The following is a 24,353-nucleotide window of genomic DNA, read 5'->3' as shown; positions in this document are numbered from 1 at the left end:
TTCGTTATCAGGCGTTCAGTGCACGTCCATAGGCATCCAGCACGCTTTCCTTCATCGTTTCCGACAGGGTCGGATGCGGGAAGATCGTGTGCATCAGTTCTTCTTCGGTCGTTTCGAGGTTCATCGCAACCACAAAACCCTGGATCAGTTCCGTCACCTCAGCACCGACGAGATGGGCGCCGAGGAGCTGGCCGGTCTTCTTGTCGAAGACGGTCTTGACCATGCCCTGATCTTCACCCAGCGCAATCGCCTTGCCGTTGGCGACAAACGGGAAACGGCCGACGCGGACGTCATAGCCTTCCGCTTTCGCCTTGGCTTCGGTCAAACCAACGGAAGCGACCTGCGGGTTGCAATAGGTGCAGCCCGGGATCTTGGCCTTGTCCATCGGATGCACGTTCGGCAATCCGGCGATCTTCTCGACGCAGATGACAGCCTCGTGCTCGGCCTTGTGCGCCAGCATGGGCGGTCCGGCGACGTCGCCGATGGCATAGATGCCGGGAACGTTGGTCTTGCCATAGCCGTCGATGACGATGCAGCCGCGATCGGTCTTGATGCCGAGTGCCTCAAGGCCGATGTTTTCGATATTGCCCTGCACGCCGACAGCCGAGACCATGCGGTCCGCGGTGATTTTTTCGACCTTGCCGTCCTTCTTTTCCACATGGGCGGTGATGGAATTGGCTGACTTCTCGACCTTGGTGACCTTGGCGTCGAGAATGATCTTCATGCCCTGCTTTTCGAACTGCTTGCGGGCAAAACTGGCAATCTCGGTGTCTTCAACCGGCATGACCTGCGGCATGACTTCGACGACGGTCACATCGACGCCCATCGTGCGGTAGAACGATGCGAATTCAATACCGATGGCACCGGAACCCATGACGAGCAGCGACTTTGGCATTTCTTCCGGCTTCATCGCCTCGAAATAGGTCCAGATCAGCTTGCCATCCGGCTCGATACCCGGAAGCGCGCGCGGACGGGCACCGGTGGCGATGATGATATGCTTGGCCGTATAAGTGCCCTCGCCCAGGGTATTCTTGGGCAGCGGCGCCTGCGGCTCGACCGGCTTCTTGGTGGTCTTGGACACGACGATCTCGCCGGGCTTGGTCAGCTTGGCCTCGCCCCAGATGACATCGACCTTGTTCTTCTTCATCAGGAAGCCGACGCCGCCATTCATCCGCTCAGCAATGCCGCGCGAGCGTGCAACGATGGCCTTGAGGTCAGCAGTCACGCTGCCTTCGATCTTCAGGCCGTAATTCTTCGCGTGTTCGGCGTAATGAAAGATTTCCGCCGAGCGCAGCAGCGCCTTTGTCGGTATGCAGCCCCAGTTGGAGCAGATACCGGCGAGGTGCTCGCGTTCCACGATGGCCGTCTTCAATCCCAGCTGCGCGGAACGGATAGCGGCGATATAGCCGCCCGGGCCGGAACCAATGATGATCACGTCGTAATTATTGGCCAAGTCTCGGTCCTCCTAAGACTGAACTAAATATCGAGTATGCCTCGAACGATTGGTGCAATGGCCTTGCCGATTGCCCGTGTATTGTCTGCATCCAGATGCACGCCATCGACCGGCGATGTCTTCGCCACCGATCCCGCATCGAAAAACGCGCAATCGGCCTGCCGGGCGGCATCTTCATAAAAGGCGGCGAGCAGGCGGGACTGTTCGATGCCCTGCTCGAACACCAGCCGGAATTCCGGACCGTCCGTCTCGCCCAGCGGCGGCGGTGACATGATCAGGATGTCAGGTGCTTTCGCATCAAGCTGGTAGGGTGCTGTACGGATGATCTCGATCAGCCGCTGCATGCCGCGCTTGGCGCCTAACGCATTGCCGCAGATAAAGCTCTTCATGTCGTTGGTGCCGAGCATGACAATCACGAGGTCGAGCGGAAAATGCGTGCCAAGCGCGGTGGTCAGCGTCTTGGCAGCATTGCGTTCAAACCCCGAGAGATGGTCGTCGAAGGCGGTTGTCCGCCCGTTCAGACCATCCGCGACAACATTCACGCTGCCGCCAAGCTCTGCCTGCAAAATCTGTGGCCAGCGATCGCCCAGCGCATGGCGTCCTGACCCGTCGGGAATGTACCCCCAGGTCAGTGAATCGCCATAGCAGAGGACCGTTTTCATCGTCGGCCTCAGACCAGCATGCCCATCGGGTTTTCGATGTGGCGCTTGAAGGCCTGAGCAAGCTCGGCACCCAAGGCTCCATCGACGGCGCGGTGATCGGTCGAAAGCGTCACGGACATGACCGTGGCGACCTTGATCTCACCCTTCTTGACGACGGCCCGCTCTTCACCCGCACCGATTGCCAGTATGGTGGCATGCGGCGGGTTGATGATGGCGGCGAAGTCCTTGACGCCGAACATGCCGAGGTTGGAAACCGCAGTCGTGCCGCCCTGGTATTCCTCGGGCTTCAGCTTGCGGTCGCGCGCGCGCTTGGCCAGGTCCTTCATCTCGTTGGAGATGGTGGACAAGGTCTTTTCCTCGGCCTTGCGGATGATCGGCGTGATCAGGCCGCCGGGGATCGACACGGCAACGCCCACGTCGGAATGCTTGTGCTTGACCATGTTGGCTTCGGTCCAGGACACATTGGCGTCTGGAACGTCGCGCAGGGCCAGAGCCATCGCTTTGATGATCATGTCGTTGACCGACAGCTTGTAGGCGGGAACATCGCCCTTTTCCGTCTTGCGCATCGGCGATGCCGCATTGATCTGGGCACGCAGCGCCAGCAATGCGTCGAGTTCGCAATCGACCGTCAGATAGAAATGCGGAACCGTCGATTTGGCTTCCAGCAGACGCTTGGCAATCGTCTTGCGCATGCCGTCATGCGGCACGAGCTCGTAGGAGCCTTCCTCGAACAGTTTCAGCACCGTATCGTCCGACATGGGCTTTGGAGCCGCTGCCGGCGTGGCCGCTGCAGCTGCCGCAGGGGCCTTGGCACCGCCACCGGAGATTGCTGCCTCGACGTCTTTCTTGATGACGCGGCCATGCGGGCCGGAGCCCGTTACTGCGGAAAGATCGACACCGGCATCCTTGGCGATGCGGCGGGCCAGCGGCGACGAGAATGTCCGGTCGCCGGACTTTGCCGGAGCAGCTACAGCGGCGGCTGGTGCGGCCGGCGCTGGCGCCGTTTCCTTAGGTGCTTCGGCCTTGGCGGGCGCAGGTGCGGCTTCTGCTTTCGCAGGAGCTGCGTCGCCGCCCTTGGCAGCAGCGCCGACATCTTCGCCGTCCGCCGCCAGAATGGCGATCAGCGCGTTGACCTTGACGCCTTCCGTACCGGCGGGAACCACGATCTTGGCGACCGTGCCCTCATCGACCGCTTCGACTTCCATCGTTGCCTTGTCGGTTTCGATCTCGGCAATCACATCGCCGGGACCAACCTTATCGCCTTCCTTGACAAGCCATTTGGCAAGATTGCCCTCCTCCATCGTGGGAGAAAGAGCCGGCATGGTGATATTGATCGGCATATCGATTTCCTCCCCTTTACGCTGTGTATGTCACAGCTTTGACGGCCTCGACGATTTCTTGAACGTTCGGCAATGCCAGCTTTTCCAGATTGGCCGCGTAAGGCATCGGGACGTCCTTGCCGGCAATCGTCAGGATCGGCGCATCGAGATAATCGAAAGCCTGCTGCATGACGCGGGTAGCGATTTCCGTGCCGACCGAAGACTGCGGATAGCCTTCCTCGATGGTGACGCAGCGACCGGTCTTCTTGACCGATTCGACAACCGTCGGAATGTCCATCGGGCGGATGGTGCGCAGATCGATGATCTCAGCATCGATGCCGAGCTTGGACAGCTCTTCCGCCGCCTTGACCGTGTAGTTCATGCCGATGCCGAAGGAGACGAGCGTAACGTCCGTGCCCTTCTTGTGGATACGGGCCTTGCCGATCGGCAGGACGAAATCATCGAGCTTCGGCACATCGAAGGAGTGACCGTAGAGGATTTCGTTTTCGAGGAAGATGACCGGGTTCGGATCGCGGATCGCAGCCTTCAGCAAGCCCTTCGCATCGGCAGCCGTGTAGGGCATGACGACCTTGAGGCCCGGAATATGGCTGTACCAAGCGGCATAGCACTGGGAGTGCTGGGCCGCGACGCGGGCAGCCGCGCCGGATGGACCACGGAACACCATCGGTGCGCCCATCTGGCCGCCGGACATATAGAGCGTCTTGGCCGCCGAATTGATGATCTGGTCAATCGCCTGCATGGCGAAGTTGAAGGTCATGAATTCCACGATCGGACGCAGGCCGGTCATGGCCGCGCCAACACCCACGCCGGCAAAGCCGTGTTCGGTGATCGGCGTATCGACAACACGGCGCGGGCCGAATTCGTCGAGCAGACCCTGGGTGATCTTGTAGGCGCCCTGATATTCGGCGACTTCTTCACCCATGACGAAAACGTTAGGGTCACGGCGCATTTCTTCCGCCATGGCGTCGCGCAGCGCTTCGCGCACGGTGGTCGAGACCATCTCGGTGCCTGCCGGAATATCCGGATCGGCGGCAACTTCGGTCTTCGGTGCTGCCGGAACGGTCGCGGCCGGCTTTGCAGCCTCCGCTTCCTGCTGCGGGGCTTCTTCCACCTTGGCAGGCGCTTCAGCGGCTGCAGCCTTTGGCGCGCTATCGGCGCTTTCACCGTCGCCCAGGAGAACGGCGATGACGGTGTTGACCTTCACGTTGTCGGTGCCTTCAGCAATGAGAATCTTGCCGATGGTGCCTTCATCGACCGCTTCTACTTCCATCGTCGCCTTGTCGGTTTCGATTTCTGCGAGAACGTCGCCGGACGTGACCTTGTCACCTTCCTTTATTAGCCATTTCGACAGTTTGCCCTCTTCCATGGTCGGCGAGAGCGCTGGCATCAGAATATCTACAGGCATGGTTGCGCCTCCCTTAGAGCAGAATGTCGGTATAGAGCTCGGATGCATCCGGCTCCGGATCGGACTGGGCGAAATCCGCTGCGTCGGCAACGATGTCGCGAACGTCCTTGTCGATCTTCTTCAGGTCGTCCTCGGTGGACCAGCCCTTGTCGATCAACCGGCTCTTCACCTGCTCGATGGGATCGTGTTCGGAGCGCATTTTCTGCACTTCGTCCTTGGAACGGTACTTGGCCGGATCCGACATGGAGTGACCGCGATACCGGTATGTCTGCATTTCCAGGATCATCGGGCCCTTGCCGGAGCGCGCCCATGCGGTGGCTTCTTCGCCAGCAGCCTGAACGGCGCGGACATCCATGCCGTCGACCTGAATACCGGGGATGTTGAAGGAAATGCCGCGACGGGAGAAATCGGTTTCGGCCGAAGCGCGGGAAACCGCCGTACCCATGGCGTAACGGTTGTTTTCGATGATGTAGATGACCGGCAGCTTCCAGAGCGCGGCCATGTTGAAGCTTTCGTAGACCTGGCCCTGGTTGGCGGCGCCATCACCGAAATAAGCCAGGGAGACATTGCCGTTGTCGCGGTAGCGATTGGCAAAGGCGAGGCCCGTACCGAGGGAGACCTGCGCACCGACGATGCCGTGACCGCCGTAAAAGTGTTTCTCTTTCGAGAACATGTGCATGGAGCCGCCCTTGCCCTTGGAAAGGCCGCCGCGGCGTCCGGTCAGTTCGGCCATGACGCCCCGGGCGCTCATGCCGCAGGCCAGCATGTGGCCGTGGTCGCGATAACCGGTGATGACCTGATCGCCTTCAACCAGTGTCGCCTGCATGCCGGTCACAACAGCTTCCTGACCGATATAGAGATGACAGAAACCGCCAATGAAACCCATACCGTAGAGCTGGCCGGCCTTTTCTTCGAAGCGCCGGATCAGCAGCATTTCGCCGTAGGCGTGGAGCTCCTGCTCCTTTGTGTACTCGATTGGTTTTGGTGCTTTGACAGCAGAGGTCTGCGCAGAACGCGCAGGGCTTTTTTTCGCCCTCGTAGCCATATCTCACTCCCTGTTATTTTGTCGGACGACAATAGCAGCAGGAGCAGAACTTACAATATGCAGAATTGAATAAGAGCTATGCAAATAAGACGTTCAAAATGCACGATAAAAAGTGAATTAACAGGAATTCAGTTAATAGTTAAATCACCCGAGCCACGCATAATTGTGACTTCGTCCGGCCGCGATACATTCAACGCCTTGCGGGCCTGTTCATCTAACATGTCCCGCTCGATTGTTCCATCATGCATAAGTTGTACTTCCCGTTCAAGCTCCGTACGCGACGCCTTGACCGCGTCGTACTGGGCGCGCAGCAGCCGGGTCTGATCCTGCAGCTTGATGGTGGAGTAGAGACCGTATTCGCCGTGATAGGCATGGAAACCGAAATAGGCGAAAAACATCGAGGCAAGGATCGGCACGACAAGCCGTCCGCGATTGGTTTTCCGTCTTTGTTTTGTCCACATGGCAAATGACCCGAAGGGATGCGGAATCAGGTCACGATGGCCCGATTAGTCACACGGCCATAAAACAATGTTTTGCTTAACAGCCGATTAAATTTGCCGTTCCGGCTGCCCCGGGGCCGCCCCCACCAAAACAAAATGGCGGGCACAGGGCCCGCCATCTCAATCGTTCGCATGTGACGCGTATCAGAGGCTGCGGAAAATGCCGCGGCCGGCATAACGGGCCTGCGGTCCGAGTTCCTGCTCGATACGGATCAGCTGGTTGTACTTGGCGATCCGGTCGGAGCGGGAAAGCGAGCCGGTCTTGATCTGTCCACAATTGGTGGCGACGGCGAGATCGGCAATGGTCGAGTCCTCCGTTTCACCGGAGCGGTGCGACATGACGGCGGTATAGCCAGCGCGGTGCGCCGTATCGACCGCGTCGAAGGTTTCCGACAGTGTGCCGATCTGGTTGACCTTGACGAGAATGGAATTGGCCACGCCCATCTTGATGCCATCGCGCAGACGCGCCGAATTGGTGACGAACAGATCGTCGCCGACGAGCTGGCACTTGTCGCCGATGAGGTCAGTCAGGTATTTCCAGCCTTCCCAGTCATCTTCGGACATGCCGTCTTCGATGCTGATGATCGGGTAGTCAGCCGCCAGCTTGGCCAGATACTTTGCCTGGGTCTTCGGATCGCGGCTCTTCTTCTCGCCTTCATAGACGTAATTGCCGTCCTTGAAGAATTCGGTTGCAGCGCAATCGAGACCGATGGCGATTTCTTCGCCCGGCTTGAAACCGGCTTTCTCGATGGACTCCATGATGAAGTCCAGTGCAGCCGGTGCCGTCTTCAGGTTCGGCGCAAAACCGCCCTCGTCGCCCACATTGGTGTTGTGGCCGGCATCCTTCAGGCGCTTCTTCAGCGTGTGGAACACTTCCGCACCATAACGCACGGCTTCGGCCAGTGACGATGCGCCAACCGGGAGAATCATGAATTCCTGAAAATCGATGGGATTGTCGGCATGCGCGCCGCCGTTGATGATGTTCATCATCGGCACGGGCAGGACATGGGCGTTCGGTCCGCCGAGATAGCGGTAGAGCGGCAGGCCGGAGGATTCAGCGGCGGCCTTGGCAACGGCGAGCGATACGCCGAGAATGGCGTTGGCGCCAAGACGGCTCTTGTTCGGCGTGCCATCGAGATCGATCATGGTCTTGTCGATGTGGATCTGGTTTTCCGCGTCGAGACCGCCGATTGCATCGAACAGCTCGCCATTGACGGCATCGACAGCCTTCAGAACGCCCTTGCCGAGATAGCGTGTGCCACCGTCGCGCAATTCCACGGCCTCATGTGCACCCGTCGAGGCGCCGGATGGGACCGCCGCGCGGCCCAAAGAGCCGTCTTCGAGAATGACATCGACCTCAACAGTCGGGTTCCCGCGACTATCCAGAATTTCACGGCCAATAATATCGACAATAGCAGTCATAAGGCTTTTCCTTCAATTTGCATTGGGCAGCATTCGCCACTGGAATAGCGAATGAAGATGACAAGGAAAATCCCCATGAAGACGAATTGTTGCTCAAAACAGAAAAAAGGCCGTCAGAGACGGCCTTTTCCTGAAAATCAGATCACGCCGACTTGGCGATCCGGTCGAACTCCAGCAGCTTTTCCAGAAGACGCGGCATCTGGTCGAGCGGCACCATGTTCGGGCCATCCGATGGCGCATTGTCCGGGTCCTGGTGCGTTTCGATGAACACACCGGCCACGCCGACGGCAACGGCGGCACGCGCCAGCGTCTCGACAAACTCGCGCTGCCCGCCGGTGGAACCGCCCTGCCCGCCCGGCTGCTGCACCGAATGAGTCGCATCGAAAATCACCGGCGCGCCGAAGCCCGCCATGATCGGCAGCGAACGCATGTCCGATACCAGCGTGTTGTAGCCGAAGGATGCGCCGCGCTCGGTCACCATCACATTCGGGTTGCCGCTTTCCGTGACTTTGGCGATGACGTTCTTCATATCCCAGGGCGCAAGGAACTGGCCCTTCTTGATGTTGACCACCTTGCCGGTCCTGGCGGCGGCGATCAGCAGATCCGTCTGGCGGCAAAGAAACGCCGGGATCTGCAGCACATCGACGACTTCGCCCAGAACCGCGCACTGCTCTTCCGTGTGAACGTCGGTCAGCGTCGGCAGTCCGAACTCCTTGCGGATATCGGCGAAAACCGGCAGCGAATTTTCAAGGCCGAATCCGCGCTTGCCGGTCAGCGACGTCCGGTTGGCCTTGTCGAAACTCGACTTGTAGACCAGTCCGATGCCGAGCTTGCCCGTCAGCTCCTTCAGCGCGCCCGCCATGTCGAAGGCATGCTGGCGGCTTTCCATCTGGCAGGGTCCGGCAATCAGCGAAAACTGCGCGGTATTGGAAAAGGCAACCGGGCCGGCGGAGACAGTGGAATTCAGGGACATCAGGCAGCCTCAAATACAATGGCAGCGCCCTGTCCCGGTGCCCTATGCACAATCAGGCGGGAGCCGCGCTTTTCGGTGGAGATATTGTTGTTGGCGAGCAGCGTTTCAACCGCAGCCAGATCGCGAACACCGACAACAAAGGCCTGCAAGCGCAAACCCCGCTCGTTTTCCGGCGCATCCAGACCGAGAAAGGATCGAAGGCCGGCAGGCGTCAGCACGGTGATATTGGCATTGGCAGCACGGATATCCATGCCGAAGGAATGGGCGTTGACGTCGCGCTGGTTGACCAGTTCCTGCAAGGGATACTGGAAATCCGTCGGATTGACTTCCGACAGCACGATCTCACGCAGGCCGACCGCGCCATTCCTGTGAGTCTGCAGGGTCGTGCGGTCCACTTTCGGCGGATTGACACGCTGGCAGGTAAAGAAGAAGGCATCGGGAGCCCGCAGGTCCGCGGCAAAGGCAAGACGGAAACCCGCCACGCCTTCCGCACCATCCGGTGTTTTGAAGCCGCGCGAAAATTCCAGCATACGGCCGGCCGATATACCGGATTTTACAAAAGCATCGTGATCGGCGCCGGCATCCTGCGTTCCCATGACCAGAGCGGAAAAACCTTCCTGGCCCTGGCGGAAACGGTAGGCCTGATCGCGGGCGACGAAGACATTGCCGTTGCGCGCCTCGGTTTCACAGGTCTCGCGCTGGGCGATGGCCAATGGTTCCAGAAACGTGTCGTCGCTGAAAAAGATACAGGCGTTCTCGGTACCGAACGGATGGATACCGGCGGGCGCAACAGTAAAGCCGAGTGTTTCCAGACGCTGGCGCGCCGTATCGAGGTCCACCGTCGGTAGAACCAGATGATCAACAGGTCGGGGCGTGCGCGGCGTTGCTATGGTCATGGGAAAAGGGTGTGCCTCAATGCGGACTGCAATTCAAGCCACACCCTGTATTGTTTCAAACGAGCCGGCTCTGGTCCATGGCCGCCCGGATGAACGAGGCGAACAGCGGATGCGGTTCGAATGGTCGCGACTTCAGTTCCGGATGGTACTGAACGCCGATAAACCATGGATGATCGGCATATTCGATGGTCTCAGGCAGAACACCATCCGGCGACATCCCCGAAAACACCAGACCGCAATCTTCCAGACGGTCCTTGTAATCGATGTTCACCTCGTAACGGTGGCGATGCCGCTCGAATATATCGGTCGAGCCATAGATGTCGGCAATCCGCGTGCCGGATTTCAGCATGGCTTCGTAGGCGCCCAGACGCATGGTGCCGCCGAGATCGCCAGCCTGCGTGCGCTTCTCCAGCATGTTGCCCTTGAGCCACTCGGTCATGAGACCGACGACCGGTTCATTCGTCGGGCCGAATTCGCTGGACGATGCCTTCTCGACACCTGCCAGCGAACGAGCGGCCTCGATGACCGCCATCTGCATGCCGAAGCAGATACCGAAATACGGGACCTTCTTCTCGCGGGCGAATTTTGCCGCCAGAATCTTGCCTTCCGAGCCGCGCTCGCCGAAGCCGCCCGGCACCAGAATGCCGTGTACCTTCTGCAGATAGGGCGTCGGGTCTTCCTGTTCGAAGATTTCCGATTCGATCCAGTCGAGATTGACCTTCACCTTGTTGGCCATGCCGCCATGGTGCAGGGCTTCGATCAGCGATTTGTAGGCATCCTTGAGGCCGGTGTACTTGCCGACAACGGCAATCGTGACCTCGCCTTCCGGATTGTGGATACGCTTGCTGACCTCGTCCCAACGCTCCATGCGGGGCTTTGGTGCGGGATCGATCCCGAATGCCGCCAGAACTTCCGAATCGAGGCCTTCCCTGTGATAGGCCATCGGAACGTCATAGATCGTATCGACGTCGAGCGCCTGAATGACCGCAGACGAGCGAACATTGCAGAACAGCGACAGCTTGCGGCGTTCCGATTCCGGAATCTCGCGATCCGCTCGAATCAGCAGAATATCCGGTGCGATACCGATCGAGCGCAGTTCCTTGACGGAGTGCTGGGTCGGCTTGGTCTTCAGTTCGCCCGCTGCGGGGATATAGGGCATCAGGGTCAGGTGGATATAGACAGCGCTGCCGCGCGGCAGGTCGTTGCCGAGCTGGCGGATCGCCTCGAGGAACGGCATCGCTTCGATATCGCCGACCGTACCGCCGATTTCGCACAGCACGAAATCGTAATCCTCATTGCCGTCGACGATGAAATTCTTGATCTCATCGGTGACGTGCGGAATCACCTGAACGGTCGCGCCGAGGTAGTCGCCCCTGCGTTCCTTCTCGATGATGTTGCGGTAGATGCGTCCGGTGGTGATATTGTCCTGCTTGTTGGCAGGACGCCCCGTAAAGCGCTCGTAATGACCAAGATCGAGGTCAGTTTCAGCGCCATCGTCGGTCACAAAGACCTCGCCGTGCTGATACGGCGACATCGTGCCGGGGTCGACGTTGAGATAAGGATCAAGCTTGCGAATCCGTACACGGTATCCACGAGCCTGAAGGAGGGCTGCCAAAGCAGCTGCGGCGATGCCTTTTCCGAGGGAAGAAACCACGCCGCCAGTGATGAAAACATATCGGGCCATGGGCTTATCTCGTTAGTCCTTTGTGAGTGATTTGGCCACAAAAAAATCGGCATGAAAGCCGTTTTTCCCGTGCCAATATCTTTTTCAAACAAGCAAAACGGCCAGACGTTAGGTCTGGCCGTTTCAATTCAGCGACGAATAGTTCTTACAGTACAACTACTTCCGTGCCAACAGTGACGCGGTTGTAAAGATCGATCACGTGATCATTGACCATGCGGAAACAACCGTTCGAAGCGGAGCTGCCGATGGTCCAGGGCTGCACGGTACCGTGAATACGGATATAGGTATCCTTGTTGCCCTGTGAAAGGTAGAGAGCGCGCGCGCCGAGCGGATTGCCTGGACCACCGTCCATGCCGTTCTCATACTTGGCGTAATGATTTGGTTCGCGCTCGATCATTTCCTTGGTCGGGATCCAACGGGGCCATTCGCGCTTGGTGCGGATTTCGGCGGTACCCTTGAATTCGAGACCTTCCTTGCCGACGGCAATGCCATAGCGGCGTGCGGTCGTGGAGGACTCAACCAGATAAAGGAACTTCTGCTTCGGATCGATGACGATGGTGCCGGTCTTGTAACCGGTGAAGGAAACGTCCTGCGGCAGATACTTTGGATCGAGCGAATAGTTGCGCTTGGCCGCTGCCGCCGTTGCACGGGCAGGCTTGCGGGCCTGCGAAACCTTGGCTGGTTTTGCAGTGGAAGCGGTTGGCGTCGTGTCAACCTTTGCCGCATCGGCAGGCGTTGCGGCCGTATTGACAGTGGACTGAGCGAATGCCGATCCGGACATGGCCAGAACAGAAATTCCGATGAGCAGAGAGCGACGTGAAATCATAGTGTTAGTTCCCGGATAATATGCACGCGCCATCAGCGGCACTTGCCAGGCCCCCAAGGCCAAACCTGACTATGGCGATATCTGAAGACTGTTTTCCACTCAATGCAAATCACCGTGAAGAACAGCCCAGACTGATTCTTCACCGCCAAGGGTTGCGGAAGCGCAACACATTTGCTGCGCATCCGCAAAGAATCAGTTTCAGCGGCGGTTACTGCGAATTGGGAACGGGGTTTGCAGGCTGTGCTGGCGCGGCCGGAGCAGCAGGCGCAGGCGCTGTTGATTCGGCCGGTGCCGGAGCCGCTGGTGCCGAAGCGTCAGATGCCGGCGGCGTTGTGGTCGCAGCACCCGGAAGCTGATTGAGAATGCCGCCGCTGCCAGCTGGCTGTCCGCCGGTTGCGGGCTGTCCACCTGTCGTTGCCGGGATACGGTTGAGAATATCCGTCGGGCTTTCGGCGTAGCGCGACATGATGCCGAGCGCCAGGGACGTGATGAAAAAGCCCGTCGCAAGAATCGCCGTTGCCCGCGTGAGCACGTTGGCAGCGCCGCGTGCGCTCATGAAACCCGAGCCGCCACCGATCCCAAGACCGCCGCCTTCAGAGCGCTGCATGAGCACAACTCCAACGAGGGCAAGTACAATCAGAAGATGAATGACGATGACGACGGTTTGCATGGGGTATTTTCTGCTTTCTAGGTGTCGGACGCGGCTCTTTACACCGTATCTCTTAATAAACCAAGCCCGTCAGCGGACAGTTTTCTCGGCAATTCGGCGCTTTTGATGCTCGTCAGAGCGAATGGTACGCCTCACAGATGGCCAGGAAGTCCACCGCTTTCAAGCTCGCGCCGCCAACAAGTGCACCATCGACGTTCGCGATGCCCAGAAGCTCGACCGCATTGGAGGGCTTTACCGAGCCGCCATAGAGAATGCGCTGCCGCGCGCCTTCCGTGCCAAAACGCGCGGTCAGCGCCGCACGGATCGACGCGTGAACCTCACGGACATCCCCCGCGGTCGGCGTCAAACCGGTCCCGATCGCCCATACGGGCTCGTAGGCGATAACCGTATTGGCGGCGGTGGCTCCATCGGGGATGGAACCGGCGAGCTGCGTTGCAATGATATCGAGCGTCGCTCCGGCCTTGCGCTGTGCTTCGGTCTCGCCGATGCAGATGATCGCAACCAGTCCGGCGTCCCATGCGGCCACGGCCTTGGCATTGACCATCGCGTCGGTCTCGCCGTGATCCGTGCGCCGCTCGGAATGTCCGACAATGACATGCGATGCGCCGGCATCCTTCAACATGTCGGCGGAGATATCGCCCGTATGCGCGCCGGACTTTTTCGCATGGCAATCCTCGCCGCCAATGGCAAGCGCCTCGCCTTCGACGGACTGGGCTGCCCGGAAAACCAGCGTGGCCGGCACACAGATCAATGCGTCAATCTTCTCGCCAATGGCCGAATTCGGCCGGTTGACGATAATGCGCAGTTCATCCAGAGACTCTCCCGTCCCGTTCATTTTCCAGTTACCAGCGACGAGTGGACGGACATCAGGGGTCATTCGGCGTTCCTCAAGACGATAGATTTGATGATTTCTCGGTCATTTGATTGTCTGACTAGCAAATTCACTTGATAAAGCAATCGACACAAGCCCTTCATGACGCTATTCCCCTAAGCAATTCAATTTGAGCCTCATACTGTTACGGTGACTTTCTATGCTCGATTCCTTGCGCGACGTGGCCCAGACCTGGGTAGCCAAGCTGCTTCTTGCTCTTCTTGGCGTCAGTTTTGTTGGCTGGGGCGTTTCCAATACCATTCTCAGCGCCGTCGGCAATGGTTCGGCGATCAGCGCCGGAAGCTCGAAAGTCTCACCGGTCGAATATCGTCTGGCCTATGACCGCCAGCTTGCCGCCCTGCAGCAGCGTTTTGGCCAGCGTTTCACCCGCGAACAGGCGGATGCCATTGGCGTCAGCAATCAGGTGCAGGCGCAGCTTGTCGCCGGTGTCGTGCTCGATGAGGAAGCGCGGAAGATGTCGCTTGGCCTGTCCAAGGATCGCCTGGCACAGCTGGCCGCCGAAGATCCGGCGTTTCAGGGACCTGACGGCCGTTTCAATCCCGGCCAGTTTGATCTGGTGCTGCGCAATGCCGGCATGACCCCGCAGGGCTATCTCGACAGCCGCAGCAAGATCGCCCGCCGCCAGCAGATCGTCGAAGCCGTCGCCGACGGCATCACTGTGCCCGATACGCTGCTGAAGGCGGTCGCGACCTATAAAGGCGAATCCCGCACCATCGATTACGTCTCGATGCCGAAATCCTTCATCACCGACATTCCCGCCCCCAGCGATGCGGACCTGAAGACCTATTTCGACGCGAACAAGGAAGCCTACGCCGCGCCGCAGTACCGCAAGATCACCTACGTCAAGCTTGAACCCAAGGACATTGCCGACCAGGCGTCGGTTTCGCCCGAGGAGATCAAGGCGGAATATGACAAGAACATTGCCCGCTATACCTCGCCGGAAACCCGCACCATCGAACAGCTGACCTTTGCCAATGCCGATGCGGCCAAGGCTGCCCATGACCGTCTGGCTGCAGGCGCCTCGTTCGATGATGAAGTGAAGGCCGAAGGCAAGACAATGAATGACGTGCGTCTTGGCACGTTCCAGCGCAACGCCCTGCCCGACCAGACCATTGCCGATGCGATCTTCAAGCTTCAGGCCGGAAATGTCAGCGACGTGATCACCGGCGCGTTTGGCCCGGTCATCGTGCGGGTGACTGCCGCCGCACCGCAAGTCATCAAGCCGCTTTCCGAGGTGGAGAAGGATATTCGCGAGACGATCGCGCTTTCCCTCGCCGCATCGTCTGTCATGTCCGTGCACGACGCCTATGAGAATGCCCGGGCCGACGGCGCGACCATGGCCGATGCCGCCGCCAAACAGAACCTCAAGGTGGTCACCATTGATGCCGTCGACCAGTCGGGCCGCGGACCGGACGACAAGGAGATTCCCGGTATTCCGTTCGGTGAAAATCTTCTGGCCGCCGCCTTCCTTGCCGATCAGGGTTTTGACAATGAGCCGCTCAATATCGGTCCGAACAGTTTCCTCTGGTACGATGTCACCGGCATCACCCCGGCACGCGACCGCACTCTCGACGAAGTGAAGGCGCGGGTCACGGACAACTGGCGGACGGCCGAGCTTGAAAAGCGCCTCAATGAAAAGGCCGAGGAAGTGCGCAAGCGCGTTGCATCCGGCACATCGCTTGATGACATCGCGGCCGAATTCAAGTTCACCAAGGAAACCAAACGCGGCATCACGCGCCAGTCAAAGGATACCGACCTCGGTGTTGGCGGCGTTGCCTCGGTGTTCGACGGGCCCAACGGTCTGGTCGGCGTTACGGAATCGGCGGCGGACCAGTCGAAGCTGATCTTCAAGGTGACGGAATCGATCGAACCGTTGAATGTGGGACCGGACTCGCTGACCAAGGCGGAGAAGGATTCCTTCACGTCGCGCCTGTCCGACGATCTGCTCGATCAGCTGGTCATGCAGTTGCAGACCGTTTATCCCGTCACCATCAACAAGACCGTTATTAATCAGGCGCTTGCCCGCCAGTGATTGCAGTGAGACCCAGGAATGGCTGAACTGAAACGTTTCATCGGCATTGCGGCAGCGGGAAAAGCGCTTTCCCGCGAGGAAGCCGTGGAAGCCTTCGACATCATGATGTCGGGACAGGCAACCCCGGCACAGATCGGAGCCCTGCTCATGGCCTTGCGGGTGCGCGGCGAGCAGGTTGACGAGATTGCCGGAGCGGTCTCGGCCATGCGTTCGAAAATGCTTCCCGTGAAGGCCGTGCCCGGCGCCATCGATATCGTCGGCACCGGCGGGGACCAGTCGGGTTCCTATAACGTTTCAACCTGCGCTGCCTTCGTGGCGGCCGGCGCCGGCGTGCCGGTTGCCAAGCACGGCAATCGCGCCCTCTCCTCGCGCTCCGGCGCGGCCGATACGCTGGCTGCGCTCGGCATCAACATCGAAATCGGTCCGGATCTGATTTCCACCTGCATCGAGGAAGCCGGTATCGGCTTCATGTTCGCGCCGTCGCACCATCCGGCGATGAAGCATGTCGGCCCCGCCCGGGTCGAACTTGGCACCCGCACCATCTTCAATCTGCTGGGCCCGTTGACCAATCCCGCAGGCGTTACCCGCCAGCTCGTCGGCGTCTATGCGCCCGAATGGGTTGAACCCATCGCGCAGGTATTGAAGAACCTCGGTTCGGAATCCGTATGGGTCGTGCATGGCGATGGTCTCGACGAGATCACCACGGCGGGCGTCACCAAAGTCGCTGCCCTTGAAAACGGTGTGATCCGCACCTTCGAGATCGAACCCGAAGCCTTTGGCCTGCGCCTTGTCGATCCCCAGGATCTGAAGGGCGGCACGGCGGAAGAAAACGCGGTTTCGCTGCTCTCCGTCCTTGACGGCGCGCATGGTGCCTATCGCGATATCACCCTGTTCAATGCGGGTGCCGGACTGGTTGTCGCTGGCGCCACCGGCGACTTGAAAACCGGTATCAGCATGGCGGCCCATTCCATCGACAGCGGTGCGGCGCGAAATGTGCTAAAGAAGCTGGTGCACGTATCCAACAGCAAGGCTGACTGACCATGGTTGATATTCTTCGCAAGATCGAAGCCTACAAGCGTGAAGAGATTGCTGCGGCCAAGACACGCCTGAGCGTCGATGACCTCAAGGCCCGGATCGGTGATCAGGACGCCCCTCGCGGTTTTCTCAGCGCCTTGCAGCAGAAACGCGCCGCCAATGCATTCGGCCTGATCGCCGAGATCAAGAAAGCGAGCCCCTCCAAAGGCCTGATTCGTCCGGATTTCGATCCGCCCGCGCTGGCGAAGGCCTATGAACAGGGTGGCGCAGCCTGCCTTTCCGTGCTGACCGATGCACCGTCGTTTCAGGGTGCGCCGGAATTTCTGACTGCAGCCCGCGCCGCCGTCAGCCTGCCTGCCCTGCGCAAGGATTTTCTCTTCGACACCTATCAGGTCTTTGAAGCCCGCAGCTGGGGCGCCGACTGCATTCTGATCATCATGGCCAGCGTCGATGATGCGCTGGCCGCAGCGCTCGAAGAAACGGCCATGGCGCTTGATATGGATGTGCTGGTCGAAGTGCATGACGAAGCGGAAATGGAACGGGCGCTGAAGCTCACCTCGCCGCTTCTCGGCATCAACAATCGCGATCTGCGCACGTTCCATGTGGATCTCGCCGTATCCGAACGACTGGCCAGAATGGTGCCGGCGTACAAGCTGCTCGTCAGCGAAAGCGGCGTCTTCACCCATGCGGACTGCCAGCGCCTGGCCAAATCCGGCATCGGCAGCTTTCTCGTCGGCGAAAGCCTGATGCGCCAGAGCGATGTGGCGGCGGCGACCCACGCGCTTCTGCATGGCACAGCGGACCAGCAGACAAGCGCCGCATGACAACCGCGCCGAAGCTGACCCATCTCGACAGCACCGGCGCGGCCCATATGGTCGATGTCGGTGGCAAGGCCGAGACTGAACGGGTTGCCGTGGCGGAAGGGTCCGTGCGGATGCTGGCGGAAACGCTCGAGCTGATCCTTTCCGGCAATGCCAAGAAGGGCGATGTCATCGGCACGGCCCGCATCGCCGGGATCATGGCCGCCAAGAAAACCCATGACCTCATTCCGCTCTGCCATCCGCTGCTTCTGAGCAAGATCAGTGTCGATATTGACGCCGACAAGGCCCTGCCGGGTCTGCGGGTGCGTGCCACCGTCAAGCTGACGGGTAAAACCGGTGTCGAAATGGAAGCGCTCACCGCGGTTTCCATTGCATGCCTGACGATCTACGACATGGCAAAAGCCGCCGACAAGGGTATGATCATTCAGGACATTCGCCTGTTGCAGAAATCGGGCGGAAAATCCGGCGATTGGTCCGCGGAAACTTCAGACGGGAATTGAACGATGGCAGACCTCCTTCCGGTTGACGAAGCGCTGCGGCGCATCCTGGCCAATGTGGATCTGCTTGAACCGGAAACCGTTGCGCTCGGCGATGCGGGCGGACGCGTGCTCGCTGCCGACCTGCATGCCCGGCGCCAGCAACCGCCCTTTGCCGCCTCGGCGATGGATGGCTATGCCGTACGCGCCGCCGATGTCGCCAGCGTGCCTGTCCGCCTGAAGCTTGTGGGTCAGTCCGCTGCCGGACACGCCTTCCAAGGCTCGGTCGATCCGGGCGAAGCCGTGCGCATCTTCACCGGCGCACCGGTGCCGGCGGGTGCCGACAGTGTGGTCATTCAGGAAAATACTTTGCCGCATGGCGACGAGGTGGAGATCGTCGAGACCATTGCTTTTGGCCGCAACATCCGCGCGGCCGGCCTCGATTTCAACAGCGGCGATGTCCTGCTTGCCGCCGGCCGGCAGCTTGATCCGGCGGCCCTTGCCCTCGCCGCATCCGCCGATCATCCGCATCTGTCCGTCGTGCGGCGTCCGCGCGTCGCGATATTGGCGACCGGCGATGAACTGGTCAGCCCCGGCGAAAGCTACCGGCCCGACCAGATCATTGCTTCCAACAGTTACGGTCTGGCTGAAATCGTCCGCAATGCGGGCGGCATCGCCATCGATCTGGGCATTGCCGAAGACCGGCTCGAAGCGCTGAGCGATGCGCTGGACCGCGCTGTTGCAGCGCAGGCCGATATCCTGGTGACACTGGGCGGCGCCTCGGTTGGCGACCATGATCTGGTCCAGCCCGCCCTTGCCGCGCGCGGCATGGAACTCGATTTCTGGAAAATCGCCCTGCGTCCCGGCAAGCCGCTGATGTTCGGCCATCTCCAGGGCATGCGCATTCTCGGCCTGCCCGGCAATCCCGTATCGAGCCTGATCTGTGCGCGTATATTCCTGACGCCGCTTATCCGCACCTTCGTGGGACTATCGCACGCGCCCGATCTGCGCGCTGCGGTTCTCGGCACTGATATGCCCACCAATGACCAGAGACAGGATTATGTCCGGGCGCGCATCGCCACCGGACCGGATGGCACGCTGACCGCGACGCCGTTTCCGCTGCAGGATTCATCCATGCTGAAATTCCTCGCCGACGCCAATGGCCTGATCATCCGCGAACCGCATGCGCCAGCCCTTGCCGCCGGTTCGCCCTGTACAATCCTGATGTTACGCTGATTTAAAAAACCGGGCCTCTGGAGTCATGGGTCAGTCCACAACTCCAGAGCGGTATCGCCTGAGAGCAACCCAAGGCAATTCTTATACTCAAATCAGGCAGTTAACCGGTGCTCTCTACGGTCACTTTCCGTTATATTGGCAAGGTCTATTGCTTTTTGCAACCTAGACGCGTGCCGGAAAGATGGTTCGAGTGTTTTGCCCTGTTTGACCGCCTCGACAAACCGCTGATAGTTCGTCGCGACAGGCTCGACCTCGACCTCTTGCCACACCGCCGTTTCCACGTCATCGCCGAGGCAGACCAGCAGCTTGGAGCCGTCATGACGGTGCACGACTTCGAATGCACCCTTGTCGCCGTAGACGCGCAGGCGCAGCTCATTGACGTGTCCCGTGGCCCAGCGGCTTGAATGGACGACACCCAGCGCGCCATTGGTGAAGCTCACCGTCATGGTGAAACTGTCATTGGCGTCGAGTTCATATTCACCGATGCGATTGCCTGGCGCCTTGTCGAATGCCTTGAGCCGGCAGAACACCTCATCGATTTCCGTATCGGTGCCATAGACGACGAAATCGAGAATATGCACGCCGACATCACCAAGCGTGCCGTTGGAGCCGTGCTTCTTTGACAGACGCCAGAGCCAGCGGCTTTCCGTCTGCCAGTCGCCCCACATTTTCGAGACAAGCCAGCTTTGCAGGTACGATGCTTCCACGTGCCTGACTTTGCCGATCTGGCCGCTGGTGACCAGCTTGCGGGCCGCCTGCAGCTGCGCGACGTTGCGATAGGTCAGGTTCACCATGCCGACGAGACCCGCCGCCTCGATCTTGTCGGCCATTTCGGCGGCATCTTCATAATTGGCCGCAAGCGGCTTTTCGCAGAACACGTGCTTGCCCGCCGCGATGCACTGCAGGGTCGTGGCGTGGTGGATGCTGTCGGGCGTGACATTGGCCACCGCATCGAAATCGCCCCAGGCCAGTGCCTCCTCCAGCGAGGTGAATGCCCGCTCGATGCCATATTCCGTGCGAAATGCTTCCGCCCGGCCCGGATCGACATCCACCGCGCCCGCCAGTGTTACCCCTTCGATTTCAGCGAAATTCTTGGCATGGGAATTGGCCATACTGCCGGTACCCAAGATCAAAAGACGCATTGGTCCAGTCCTTCACATGAATGTGCCGCACGCTGCAACGCGGTGCCGGCATTGATACTGCGGATATTGGAAACGGCCGCGCGCGGGCCGTCCCCGATCGGATCGGCTTAGCGGAAACCTTCCTCGCCAGCTTCATGCAGGCTGCCGCCGCGGGCGGTGATAGGCTCGATGGCCTGTTCGACTGGCGTGTTCGGCGCCGTATTGAGTTCCGGATAGCGGTTGGGATTGTAGGCCCAGTTCACCGCATTGCGCAGCACCAGCCCGACCGTCTCATCGTGATAGGTTGGATAGGTTTCGTGGCCGGGACGGAAATAGAACACGTTGCCCGCTCCCTTGCGGTAAGTCAGGCCGGAACGGAACACCTCGCCGCCCTGGAACCACGAGACGAAGATCGTCTCGAGCGGTTCCGGCACGGAGAACGGCTCGCCATACATCTCTTCGTTTTCCAGCTCGAAATAGCGTGGCAGGCCTTTTGCAATGGGATGGCCGGGATTGACCACCCAGAGCCGCTCGCGCTCACCGGCTTCACGCCAGTGCAGCGCGCATGGCGAGCCCATCAGGCGCTTGAAAATCTTGGAGAAATGGCCTGAGTGCAGGACGATGATGCCCATGCCTTCCCAGACGCGCTTGGCAACGCGCTCGACCACGTCGTCGGCGACATCGCCATGGGCGCGGTGCCCCCACCAGATCAGCACATCGGTTTCGTCAAGCACCTTGTCGGTCAGGCCATGTTCGGGTTCCTGCAGGGTGGCGGTCTTGACCGCGATATTGCCGTCGGACTTCAGAAGCTTGGCAATCTGGTTGTGCATGCCTTCGGGATAGATTTCGGCGACGGTCTTGTTCATCTTCTCATGAACATTTTCGCCCCAGACGAGCGTGCGGATGGTCATCTTTGTCTTCCTATTCATTGCATATGCGGTTGGGAGGATGCTCAGTTCAGTTTGACGCTGCCGGCCTGCCCGATTGATCGAAGCGGTGGACATTGTCGTTGATCGGCGAAATGTGGAGCAGTTCGCCGGGCTGCTGGCTTGCAGTCCCGTCCTGCCTGACGACAAGCGGGTCCTTTGCGCCAATATCGATGTAGAGATAGGTCTCGGAACCGAGGTTTTCGGACAGGATCAGCTTGCCGTTCCATGTGCCGCCCCTGTCCTTGATTTCGAGATGCTCCGGCCGCACGCCGAGCGTGTGGGCGCGGTAGGTATCCGCATGTTTCTCGGTGAGGAAATTCATCTTCGGTGATCCGATGAAACCGGCGACAAAGACCGATTGCGGCTTCTCATAAAGCTCCAGCGGCGTGCCGACCTGCTCAACGATGCCGTCGCGCAGCACACAGATGCGATCCGCAAGCGTCATCGCCTCCACCTGATCGTGGGTGACGTAGATCATCGTGGTCTCGTGCATTTTTGCATGCAGTTTGGCGATTTCAAGCCGTGTCTGCACGCGCAAAGCGGCATCGAGATTGGACAGCGGTTCATCGAACAGGAAGACTTTCGGATCGCGCACGATGGCCCGACCGATGGCCACGCGCTGGCGCTGGCCGCCGGAAAGCTGTTTCGGCAGGCGGTCGAGATAGGCGGTGATCTGCAGCATGTCCGCCGCCTCGTTCACCCGCCGCTTGATTTCATCTGTGCCGCCCTTGGCGAGTTTCAGGCCGAACGCCATGTTGTCGAACACCGTCATGTGCGGATAGAGCGCATAGGACTGGAACACCATGGCAATGCCGCGCTGCGACGGCGTCAGGCTGTTGACCACCTTGTCGTCGAAGGCGAGCGTTCCGGCGGTGATGTCCTCAAGCCCGGCGATCAACCGCAGCAAGGTGGATTTTCCGCAGCCGGAAGGGCCGACGAACACCATGAATTCGCTCGGGCTGATTTCCAGATCGACCCCCTTGATGACGTCGAACGTACCGAAGGACTTGCGGACATTGTTGAGATGAATAGCTGTCATTTGAGTTACCCCTTGACGCCGCCGGCGGTGAGGCCGGAAATGATCTTGCGTTGGAAAATCAGGACGAGAACAACGAGCGGCACCGTCACGATGACGGATGCGGCCATGATCGTGCCCCACGGGATTTCATGCGCACTGGCTCCGGACAAAAGCGCGATGGTGACCGGCACCGTGCGCACCTCGGTCGAAGACGTGAATGTGAGGGCAAACAGGAACTCGTTCCACGCCGCGATGAAGGCGAGCAGTCCGGTCGTTACCATCGCCGGCCACATCAGCGGCAGGAACACCTTTGTGATGATGACCCAGGGAGTGGCCCCATCGACAATGGCCGCCTCCTCGATTTCGACAGGCAGATCGCGCATGAAGGTGGTCAGCACCCATACGGTGAACGGCAATGTGAAGATCGTGTAGGAAAAGACGAGACTCCACAGCGTGTTGTAGAGGCCGAGAAAGCGCACGACCTCGAACAGGCCTGCCAGCACCGCGATCTGCGGGAACATCGAGACGGACAGGATGGTCAGCAGAAGCAGCGAGCGGCCGCGAAACCGCACACGGGCCAGCGCAAAGGATGCGGTGACGGCAATCAGCAAAGCCAGCAGCACCACCAGTGTCGACACGACAAGCGAATTGAGCAGATTGCGGGTGAAACTGCCGGCATTGATGACCGATACGTAATTTTCCAGCGAGAACGACGACGGAAAATACTCGACGGTGAACAGGTTGCTGCCGGTTTTGAAGCTGGTGATGATGGCGTAGTAGAACGGAAAGACCGCCAGCACGACAATCAGGGTGACGAGCGCATAAAACGCCGTGTTCTTGGTGAGATTCCAGATCATCAGCGGTCTCCTCCGTCGAGGCGCACGCGGCCAAGCCAGATCGCCAGCACGGTCATCAGCGCGATCACCAGAAACAGCAGCGTCGACTGTGCCGAGCCATAGGCGAATTTGTCGAACTCGATGAGATTTTCCCGCGCCAGTACCGACATTGTCTTGGTCTGCGAGCTGTTGGGCGTCAGAACATAGATCAGGTCGAAAATGCGCATGGCATCAAGCAGGCGGAAAATGATGGCGACCATCAGCGCCGGCTTGATCAGCGGCAGGGTGATGCGGAAGAACTGGCGGATCGGATGCACGCCGTCGATATGCGCGGCTTCATAAATGTCCTTCGGCACCATCTGCAGGCCTGCCAGAATGAGCAGCGCCATGAAGGGCGTGGTCTTCCAGACATCGACGATCAGCACCGCCGTCATGGCCGTATCGGCACTTGCCGTCCAGGCGATGGGATGGCTGATGAAACCAAGGCGCATGAACAAATCGTTGAGAATGCCGAACTGGTCGTTCAGCATCCAGCCCCACAGGCGGGCCGACACGATGGTCGGGATCGCCCAGGGAATGAGGATGGCAGCGCGGACAATGCCCCTGCCCTTGAACTCGGCATTCAGAACAAGCGCGACGATCATGCCGAAAAAGGCTTCCAGCGCCACGGAGATGATGCTGAAGCGCACCGTGTTCCACACGGCGTTCCACCAGGTCGGATCGACCAGAAGTCCTGAGAAGATCGTGCGGCCGCTCTTCAGCTGGATCCACGACAGATAGTTCTTGAATCCCACCCATTTGGCCGCGCTCATATTGGTCAGCGAGGCATCGGTGAACGAGAAATAGATTGTCCGAAGCAAGGGCCAGCCGGCAACAATGGCCAGCGCGATGATCATCGGAATGAGAAACAGCTGCGCCGAGCGGGCGCGCTGCCGCAAAAGCTCTGAACGTGCGGTGGAAGGCGTCATGCTCGTATTCCTGCCCGTGTGGTTCCGGATGAAGCGAAAGCGTCAGGCAAACGGTGCGAACGGGGTTCGGGAGGTTGTGAACGCCATCCGCACCGTGCCCTTTTGCTGGCAGG

Annotated in this window: 23 protein-coding genes; 5 read left to right on the top strand and 18 right to left on the bottom strand. The window is 59.7% G+C overall.

Annotated elements, in window-relative coordinates; translation table 11 throughout:
* Positions 1 to 7: 7 nt before the first annotated feature.
* From lpdA to tpiA, 13 genes are all read right to left on the bottom strand, one after another.
* Positions 8 to 1,453: a dihydrolipoyl dehydrogenase gene (gene lpdA / locus AC1Q5O_RS05380; protein ID WP_492562056.1), complete on the bottom strand. Its 1,446-nt coding sequence runs from the start codon at positions 1,451 to 1,453 to the stop codon at positions 8 to 10.
* A gap of 23 nt (positions 1,454 to 1,476) precedes the next feature.
* On the bottom strand, positions 1,477 to 2,115 hold the full coding sequence (locus AC1Q5O_RS05375; protein WP_492562055.1) for an SGNH/GDSL hydrolase family protein: 639 nt from the start codon (positions 2,113 to 2,115) through the stop codon (positions 1,477 to 1,479).
* A gap of 8 nt (positions 2,116 to 2,123) precedes the next feature.
* A complete protein-coding gene (locus tag AC1Q5O_RS05370; RefSeq protein WP_492562054.1) occupies positions 2,124 to 3,455 on the bottom strand; it encodes a pyruvate dehydrogenase complex dihydrolipoamide acetyltransferase in 1,332 nt (443 codons plus the stop codon).
* Between the two features lie 16 nt (positions 3,456 to 3,471).
* A complete protein-coding gene (locus AC1Q5O_RS05365) occupies positions 3,472 to 4,860 on the bottom strand; it encodes a pyruvate dehydrogenase complex E1 component subunit beta (RefSeq protein ID WP_492562053.1) in 1,389 nt (462 codons plus the stop codon).
* Positions 4,861 to 4,873: 13 nt separating this feature from the next.
* Entirely contained in the window at positions 4,874 to 5,905 is a 1,032-nt protein-coding gene (gene pdhA, locus AC1Q5O_RS05360; protein ID WP_346305418.1) for a pyruvate dehydrogenase (acetyl-transferring) E1 component subunit alpha, read from the bottom strand.
* 128 nt (positions 5,906 to 6,033) lie between these two features.
* On the bottom strand, positions 6,034 to 6,366 hold the full coding sequence (locus AC1Q5O_RS05355; RefSeq protein WP_223615003.1) for an FtsB family cell division protein: 333 nt from the start codon (positions 6,364 to 6,366) through the stop codon (positions 6,034 to 6,036).
* Positions 6,367 to 6,549: 183 nt separating this feature from the next.
* Positions 6,550 to 7,827, bottom strand: a complete 1,278-nt coding sequence (eno, locus tag AC1Q5O_RS05350; RefSeq protein ID WP_223615004.1) for a phosphopyruvate hydratase — start codon at positions 7,825 to 7,827, stop codon at positions 6,550 to 6,552.
* 142 nt (positions 7,828 to 7,969) lie between these two features.
* Entirely contained in the window at positions 7,970 to 8,803 is an 834-nt protein-coding gene (gene kdsA / locus AC1Q5O_RS05345) for a 3-deoxy-8-phosphooctulonate synthase (protein WP_223615211.1), read from the bottom strand.
* Positions 8,800 to 9,696 (bottom strand): VOC family protein, encoded by an 897-nt coding sequence (locus tag AC1Q5O_RS05340; RefSeq protein ID WP_492562052.1) that lies wholly within the window; start codon positions 9,694 to 9,696, stop codon positions 8,800 to 8,802. The genes kdsA and AC1Q5O_RS05340 overlap by 4 nt, the downstream gene beginning before the upstream one ends.
* A gap of 55 nt (positions 9,697 to 9,751) precedes the next feature.
* A complete protein-coding gene (gene pyrG, locus AC1Q5O_RS05335; protein WP_223615006.1) occupies positions 9,752 to 11,380 on the bottom strand; it encodes a CTP synthase in 1,629 nt (542 codons plus the stop codon).
* Between the two features lie 145 nt (positions 11,381 to 11,525).
* On the bottom strand, positions 11,526 to 12,206 hold the full coding sequence (locus tag AC1Q5O_RS05330; protein ID WP_223615007.1) for a L,D-transpeptidase: 681 nt from the start codon (positions 12,204 to 12,206) through the stop codon (positions 11,526 to 11,528).
* A 208-nt stretch (positions 12,207 to 12,414) separates the two neighbouring features.
* Positions 12,415 to 12,876 (bottom strand): preprotein translocase subunit SecG, encoded by a 462-nt coding sequence (secG, locus tag AC1Q5O_RS05325; RefSeq protein WP_492562051.1) that lies wholly within the window; start codon positions 12,874 to 12,876, stop codon positions 12,415 to 12,417.
* A gap of 112 nt (positions 12,877 to 12,988) precedes the next feature.
* A complete protein-coding gene (gene tpiA / locus AC1Q5O_RS05320; protein ID WP_492562050.1) occupies positions 12,989 to 13,753 on the bottom strand; it encodes a triose-phosphate isomerase in 765 nt (254 codons plus the stop codon).
* A gap of 154 nt (positions 13,754 to 13,907) precedes the next feature.
* On the opposite strand from tpiA, the gene AC1Q5O_RS05315 reads away from it, so the two are divergent.
* Genes AC1Q5O_RS05315 through AC1Q5O_RS05295 form a run of 5 tightly spaced genes read left to right on the top strand, consistent with a single transcriptional unit; the run spans position 13,908 to position 19,368 of the window.
* On the top strand, positions 13,908 to 15,800 hold the full coding sequence (locus AC1Q5O_RS05315; protein WP_492562049.1) for a SurA N-terminal domain-containing protein: 1,893 nt from the start codon (positions 13,908 to 13,910) through the stop codon (positions 15,798 to 15,800).
* Positions 15,801 to 15,818: 18 nt separating this feature from the next.
* The gene (gene trpD / locus AC1Q5O_RS05310) at positions 15,819 to 16,838 is read left to right on the top strand and encodes an anthranilate phosphoribosyltransferase (RefSeq protein ID WP_426136858.1); all 1,020 of its coding nucleotides are present in this window, start codon (positions 15,819 to 15,821) and stop codon (positions 16,836 to 16,838) included.
* Positions 16,839 to 16,840: 2 nt separating this feature from the next.
* Positions 16,841 to 17,659: an indole-3-glycerol phosphate synthase TrpC gene (gene trpC / locus AC1Q5O_RS05305; RefSeq protein WP_492562048.1), complete on the top strand. Its 819-nt coding sequence runs from the start codon at positions 16,841 to 16,843 to the stop codon at positions 17,657 to 17,659.
* On the top strand, positions 17,656 to 18,156 hold the full coding sequence (moaC, locus tag AC1Q5O_RS05300) for a cyclic pyranopterin monophosphate synthase MoaC (RefSeq protein WP_464660246.1): 501 nt from the start codon (positions 17,656 to 17,658) through the stop codon (positions 18,154 to 18,156). The genes trpC and moaC overlap by 4 nt, the downstream gene beginning before the upstream one ends.
* 3 nt (positions 18,157 to 18,159) lie before the next feature.
* Positions 18,160 to 19,368, top strand: a complete 1,209-nt coding sequence (locus AC1Q5O_RS05295) for a molybdopterin molybdotransferase MoeA (RefSeq protein WP_492562047.1) — start codon at positions 18,160 to 18,162, stop codon at positions 19,366 to 19,368.
* A gap of 92 nt (positions 19,369 to 19,460) precedes the next feature.
* Here the strand turns inward: AC1Q5O_RS05295 and AC1Q5O_RS05290 are convergent, their stop codons facing one another.
* The 5 genes from AC1Q5O_RS05290 to AC1Q5O_RS05270 all read right to left on the bottom strand — a co-directional run bounded on the left by AC1Q5O_RS05290 (position 19,461) and on the right by AC1Q5O_RS05270 (position 24,240).
* The gene (locus AC1Q5O_RS05290; RefSeq protein ID WP_492562046.1) at positions 19,461 to 20,510 is read right to left on the bottom strand and encodes a Gfo/Idh/MocA family protein; all 1,050 of its coding nucleotides are present in this window, start codon (positions 20,508 to 20,510) and stop codon (positions 19,461 to 19,463) included.
* A 107-nt stretch (positions 20,511 to 20,617) separates the two neighbouring features.
* Positions 20,618 to 21,400, bottom strand: coding sequence for a ThuA domain-containing protein (locus tag AC1Q5O_RS05285; protein ID WP_492562045.1), 783 nt, complete (start codon positions 21,398 to 21,400; stop codon positions 20,618 to 20,620).
* Between the two features lie 46 nt (positions 21,401 to 21,446).
* Positions 21,447 to 22,457, bottom strand: coding sequence for an ABC transporter ATP-binding protein (locus AC1Q5O_RS05280; RefSeq protein ID WP_472461213.1), 1,011 nt, complete (start codon positions 22,455 to 22,457; stop codon positions 21,447 to 21,449).
* A gap of 5 nt (positions 22,458 to 22,462) precedes the next feature.
* Positions 22,463 to 23,293, bottom strand: coding sequence for a carbohydrate ABC transporter permease (locus tag AC1Q5O_RS05275; RefSeq protein WP_223615017.1), 831 nt, complete (start codon positions 23,291 to 23,293; stop codon positions 22,463 to 22,465).
* Entirely contained in the window at positions 23,293 to 24,240 is a 948-nt protein-coding gene (locus AC1Q5O_RS05270; protein ID WP_346306815.1) for a carbohydrate ABC transporter permease, read from the bottom strand. The genes AC1Q5O_RS05275 and AC1Q5O_RS05270 overlap by 1 nt, the downstream gene beginning before the upstream one ends.
* Positions 24,241 to 24,353 lie beyond the last annotated feature (113 nt).

This window comes from Phyllobacterium sp. MT110, from assembly GCF_058792715.1.
Note: the sequence above shows the minus strand (reverse complement) of the source record. Positions and strands in the feature narration are given on the sequence as shown.

Coding starts and splice junctions, on each gene's coding strand:
- secG (WP_492562051.1), bottom strand. CDS start 12,876: ATGCAAACCGTCGTCATCGTCATTCATCTTCTGATTGTACTTGCCCTC.
- AC1Q5O_RS05315 (WP_492562049.1), top strand. CDS start 13,908: ATGCTCGATTCCTTGCGCGACGTGGCCCAGACCTGGGTAGCCAAGCTG.
- eno (WP_223615004.1), bottom strand. CDS start 7,827: ATGACTGCTATTGTCGATATTATTGGCCGTGAAATTCTGGATAGTCGC.
- AC1Q5O_RS05370 (WP_492562054.1), bottom strand. CDS start 3,455: ATGCCGATCAATATCACCATGCCGGCTCTTTCTCCCACGATGGAGGAG.
- AC1Q5O_RS05340 (WP_492562052.1), bottom strand. CDS start 9,696: ATGACCATAGCAACGCCGCGCACGCCCCGACCTGTTGATCATCTGGTT.
- AC1Q5O_RS05285 (WP_492562045.1), bottom strand. CDS start 21,400: ATGACCATCCGCACGCTCGTCTGGGGCGAAAATGTTCATGAGAAGATG.
- tpiA (WP_492562050.1), bottom strand. CDS start 13,753: ATGACCCCTGATGTCCGTCCACTCGTCGCTGGTAACTGGAAAATGAAC.
- trpC (WP_492562048.1), top strand. CDS start 16,841: ATGGTTGATATTCTTCGCAAGATCGAAGCCTACAAGCGTGAAGAGATT.
- AC1Q5O_RS05355 (WP_223615003.1), bottom strand. CDS start 6,366: ATGTGGACAAAACAAAGACGGAAAACCAATCGCGGACGGCTTGTCGTG.
- moaC (WP_464660246.1), top strand. CDS start 17,656: ATGACAACCGCGCCGAAGCTGACCCATCTCGACAGCACCGGCGCGGCC.
- AC1Q5O_RS05295 (WP_492562047.1), top strand. CDS start 18,160: ATGGCAGACCTCCTTCCGGTTGACGAAGCGCTGCGGCGCATCCTGGCC.
- trpD (WP_426136858.1), top strand. CDS start 15,819: ATGGCTGAACTGAAACGTTTCATCGGCATTGCGGCAGCGGGAAAAGCG.
- pyrG (WP_223615006.1), bottom strand. CDS start 11,380: ATGGCCCGATATGTTTTCATCACTGGCGGCGTGGTTTCTTCCCTCGGA.
- AC1Q5O_RS05270 (WP_346306815.1), bottom strand. CDS start 24,240: ATGACGCCTTCCACCGCACGTTCAGAGCTTTTGCGGCAGCGCGCCCGC.
- AC1Q5O_RS05375 (WP_492562055.1), bottom strand. CDS start 2,115: ATGAAAACGGTCCTCTGCTATGGCGATTCACTGACCTGGGGGTACATT.
- AC1Q5O_RS05290 (WP_492562046.1), bottom strand. CDS start 20,510: ATGCGTCTTTTGATCTTGGGTACCGGCAGTATGGCCAATTCCCATGCC.
- pdhA (WP_346305418.1), bottom strand. CDS start 5,905: ATGGCTACGAGGGCGAAAAAAAGCCCTGCGCGTTCTGCGCAGACCTCT.
- AC1Q5O_RS05280 (WP_472461213.1), bottom strand. CDS start 22,457: ATGACAGCTATTCATCTCAACAATGTCCGCAAGTCCTTCGGTACGTTC.
- AC1Q5O_RS05275 (WP_223615017.1), bottom strand. CDS start 23,293: ATGATCTGGAATCTCACCAAGAACACGGCGTTTTATGCGCTCGTCACC.
- AC1Q5O_RS05330 (WP_223615007.1), bottom strand. CDS start 12,206: ATGATTTCACGTCGCTCTCTGCTCATCGGAATTTCTGTTCTGGCCATG.
- AC1Q5O_RS05365 (WP_492562053.1), bottom strand. CDS start 4,860: ATGCCTGTAGATATTCTGATGCCAGCGCTCTCGCCGACCATGGAAGAG.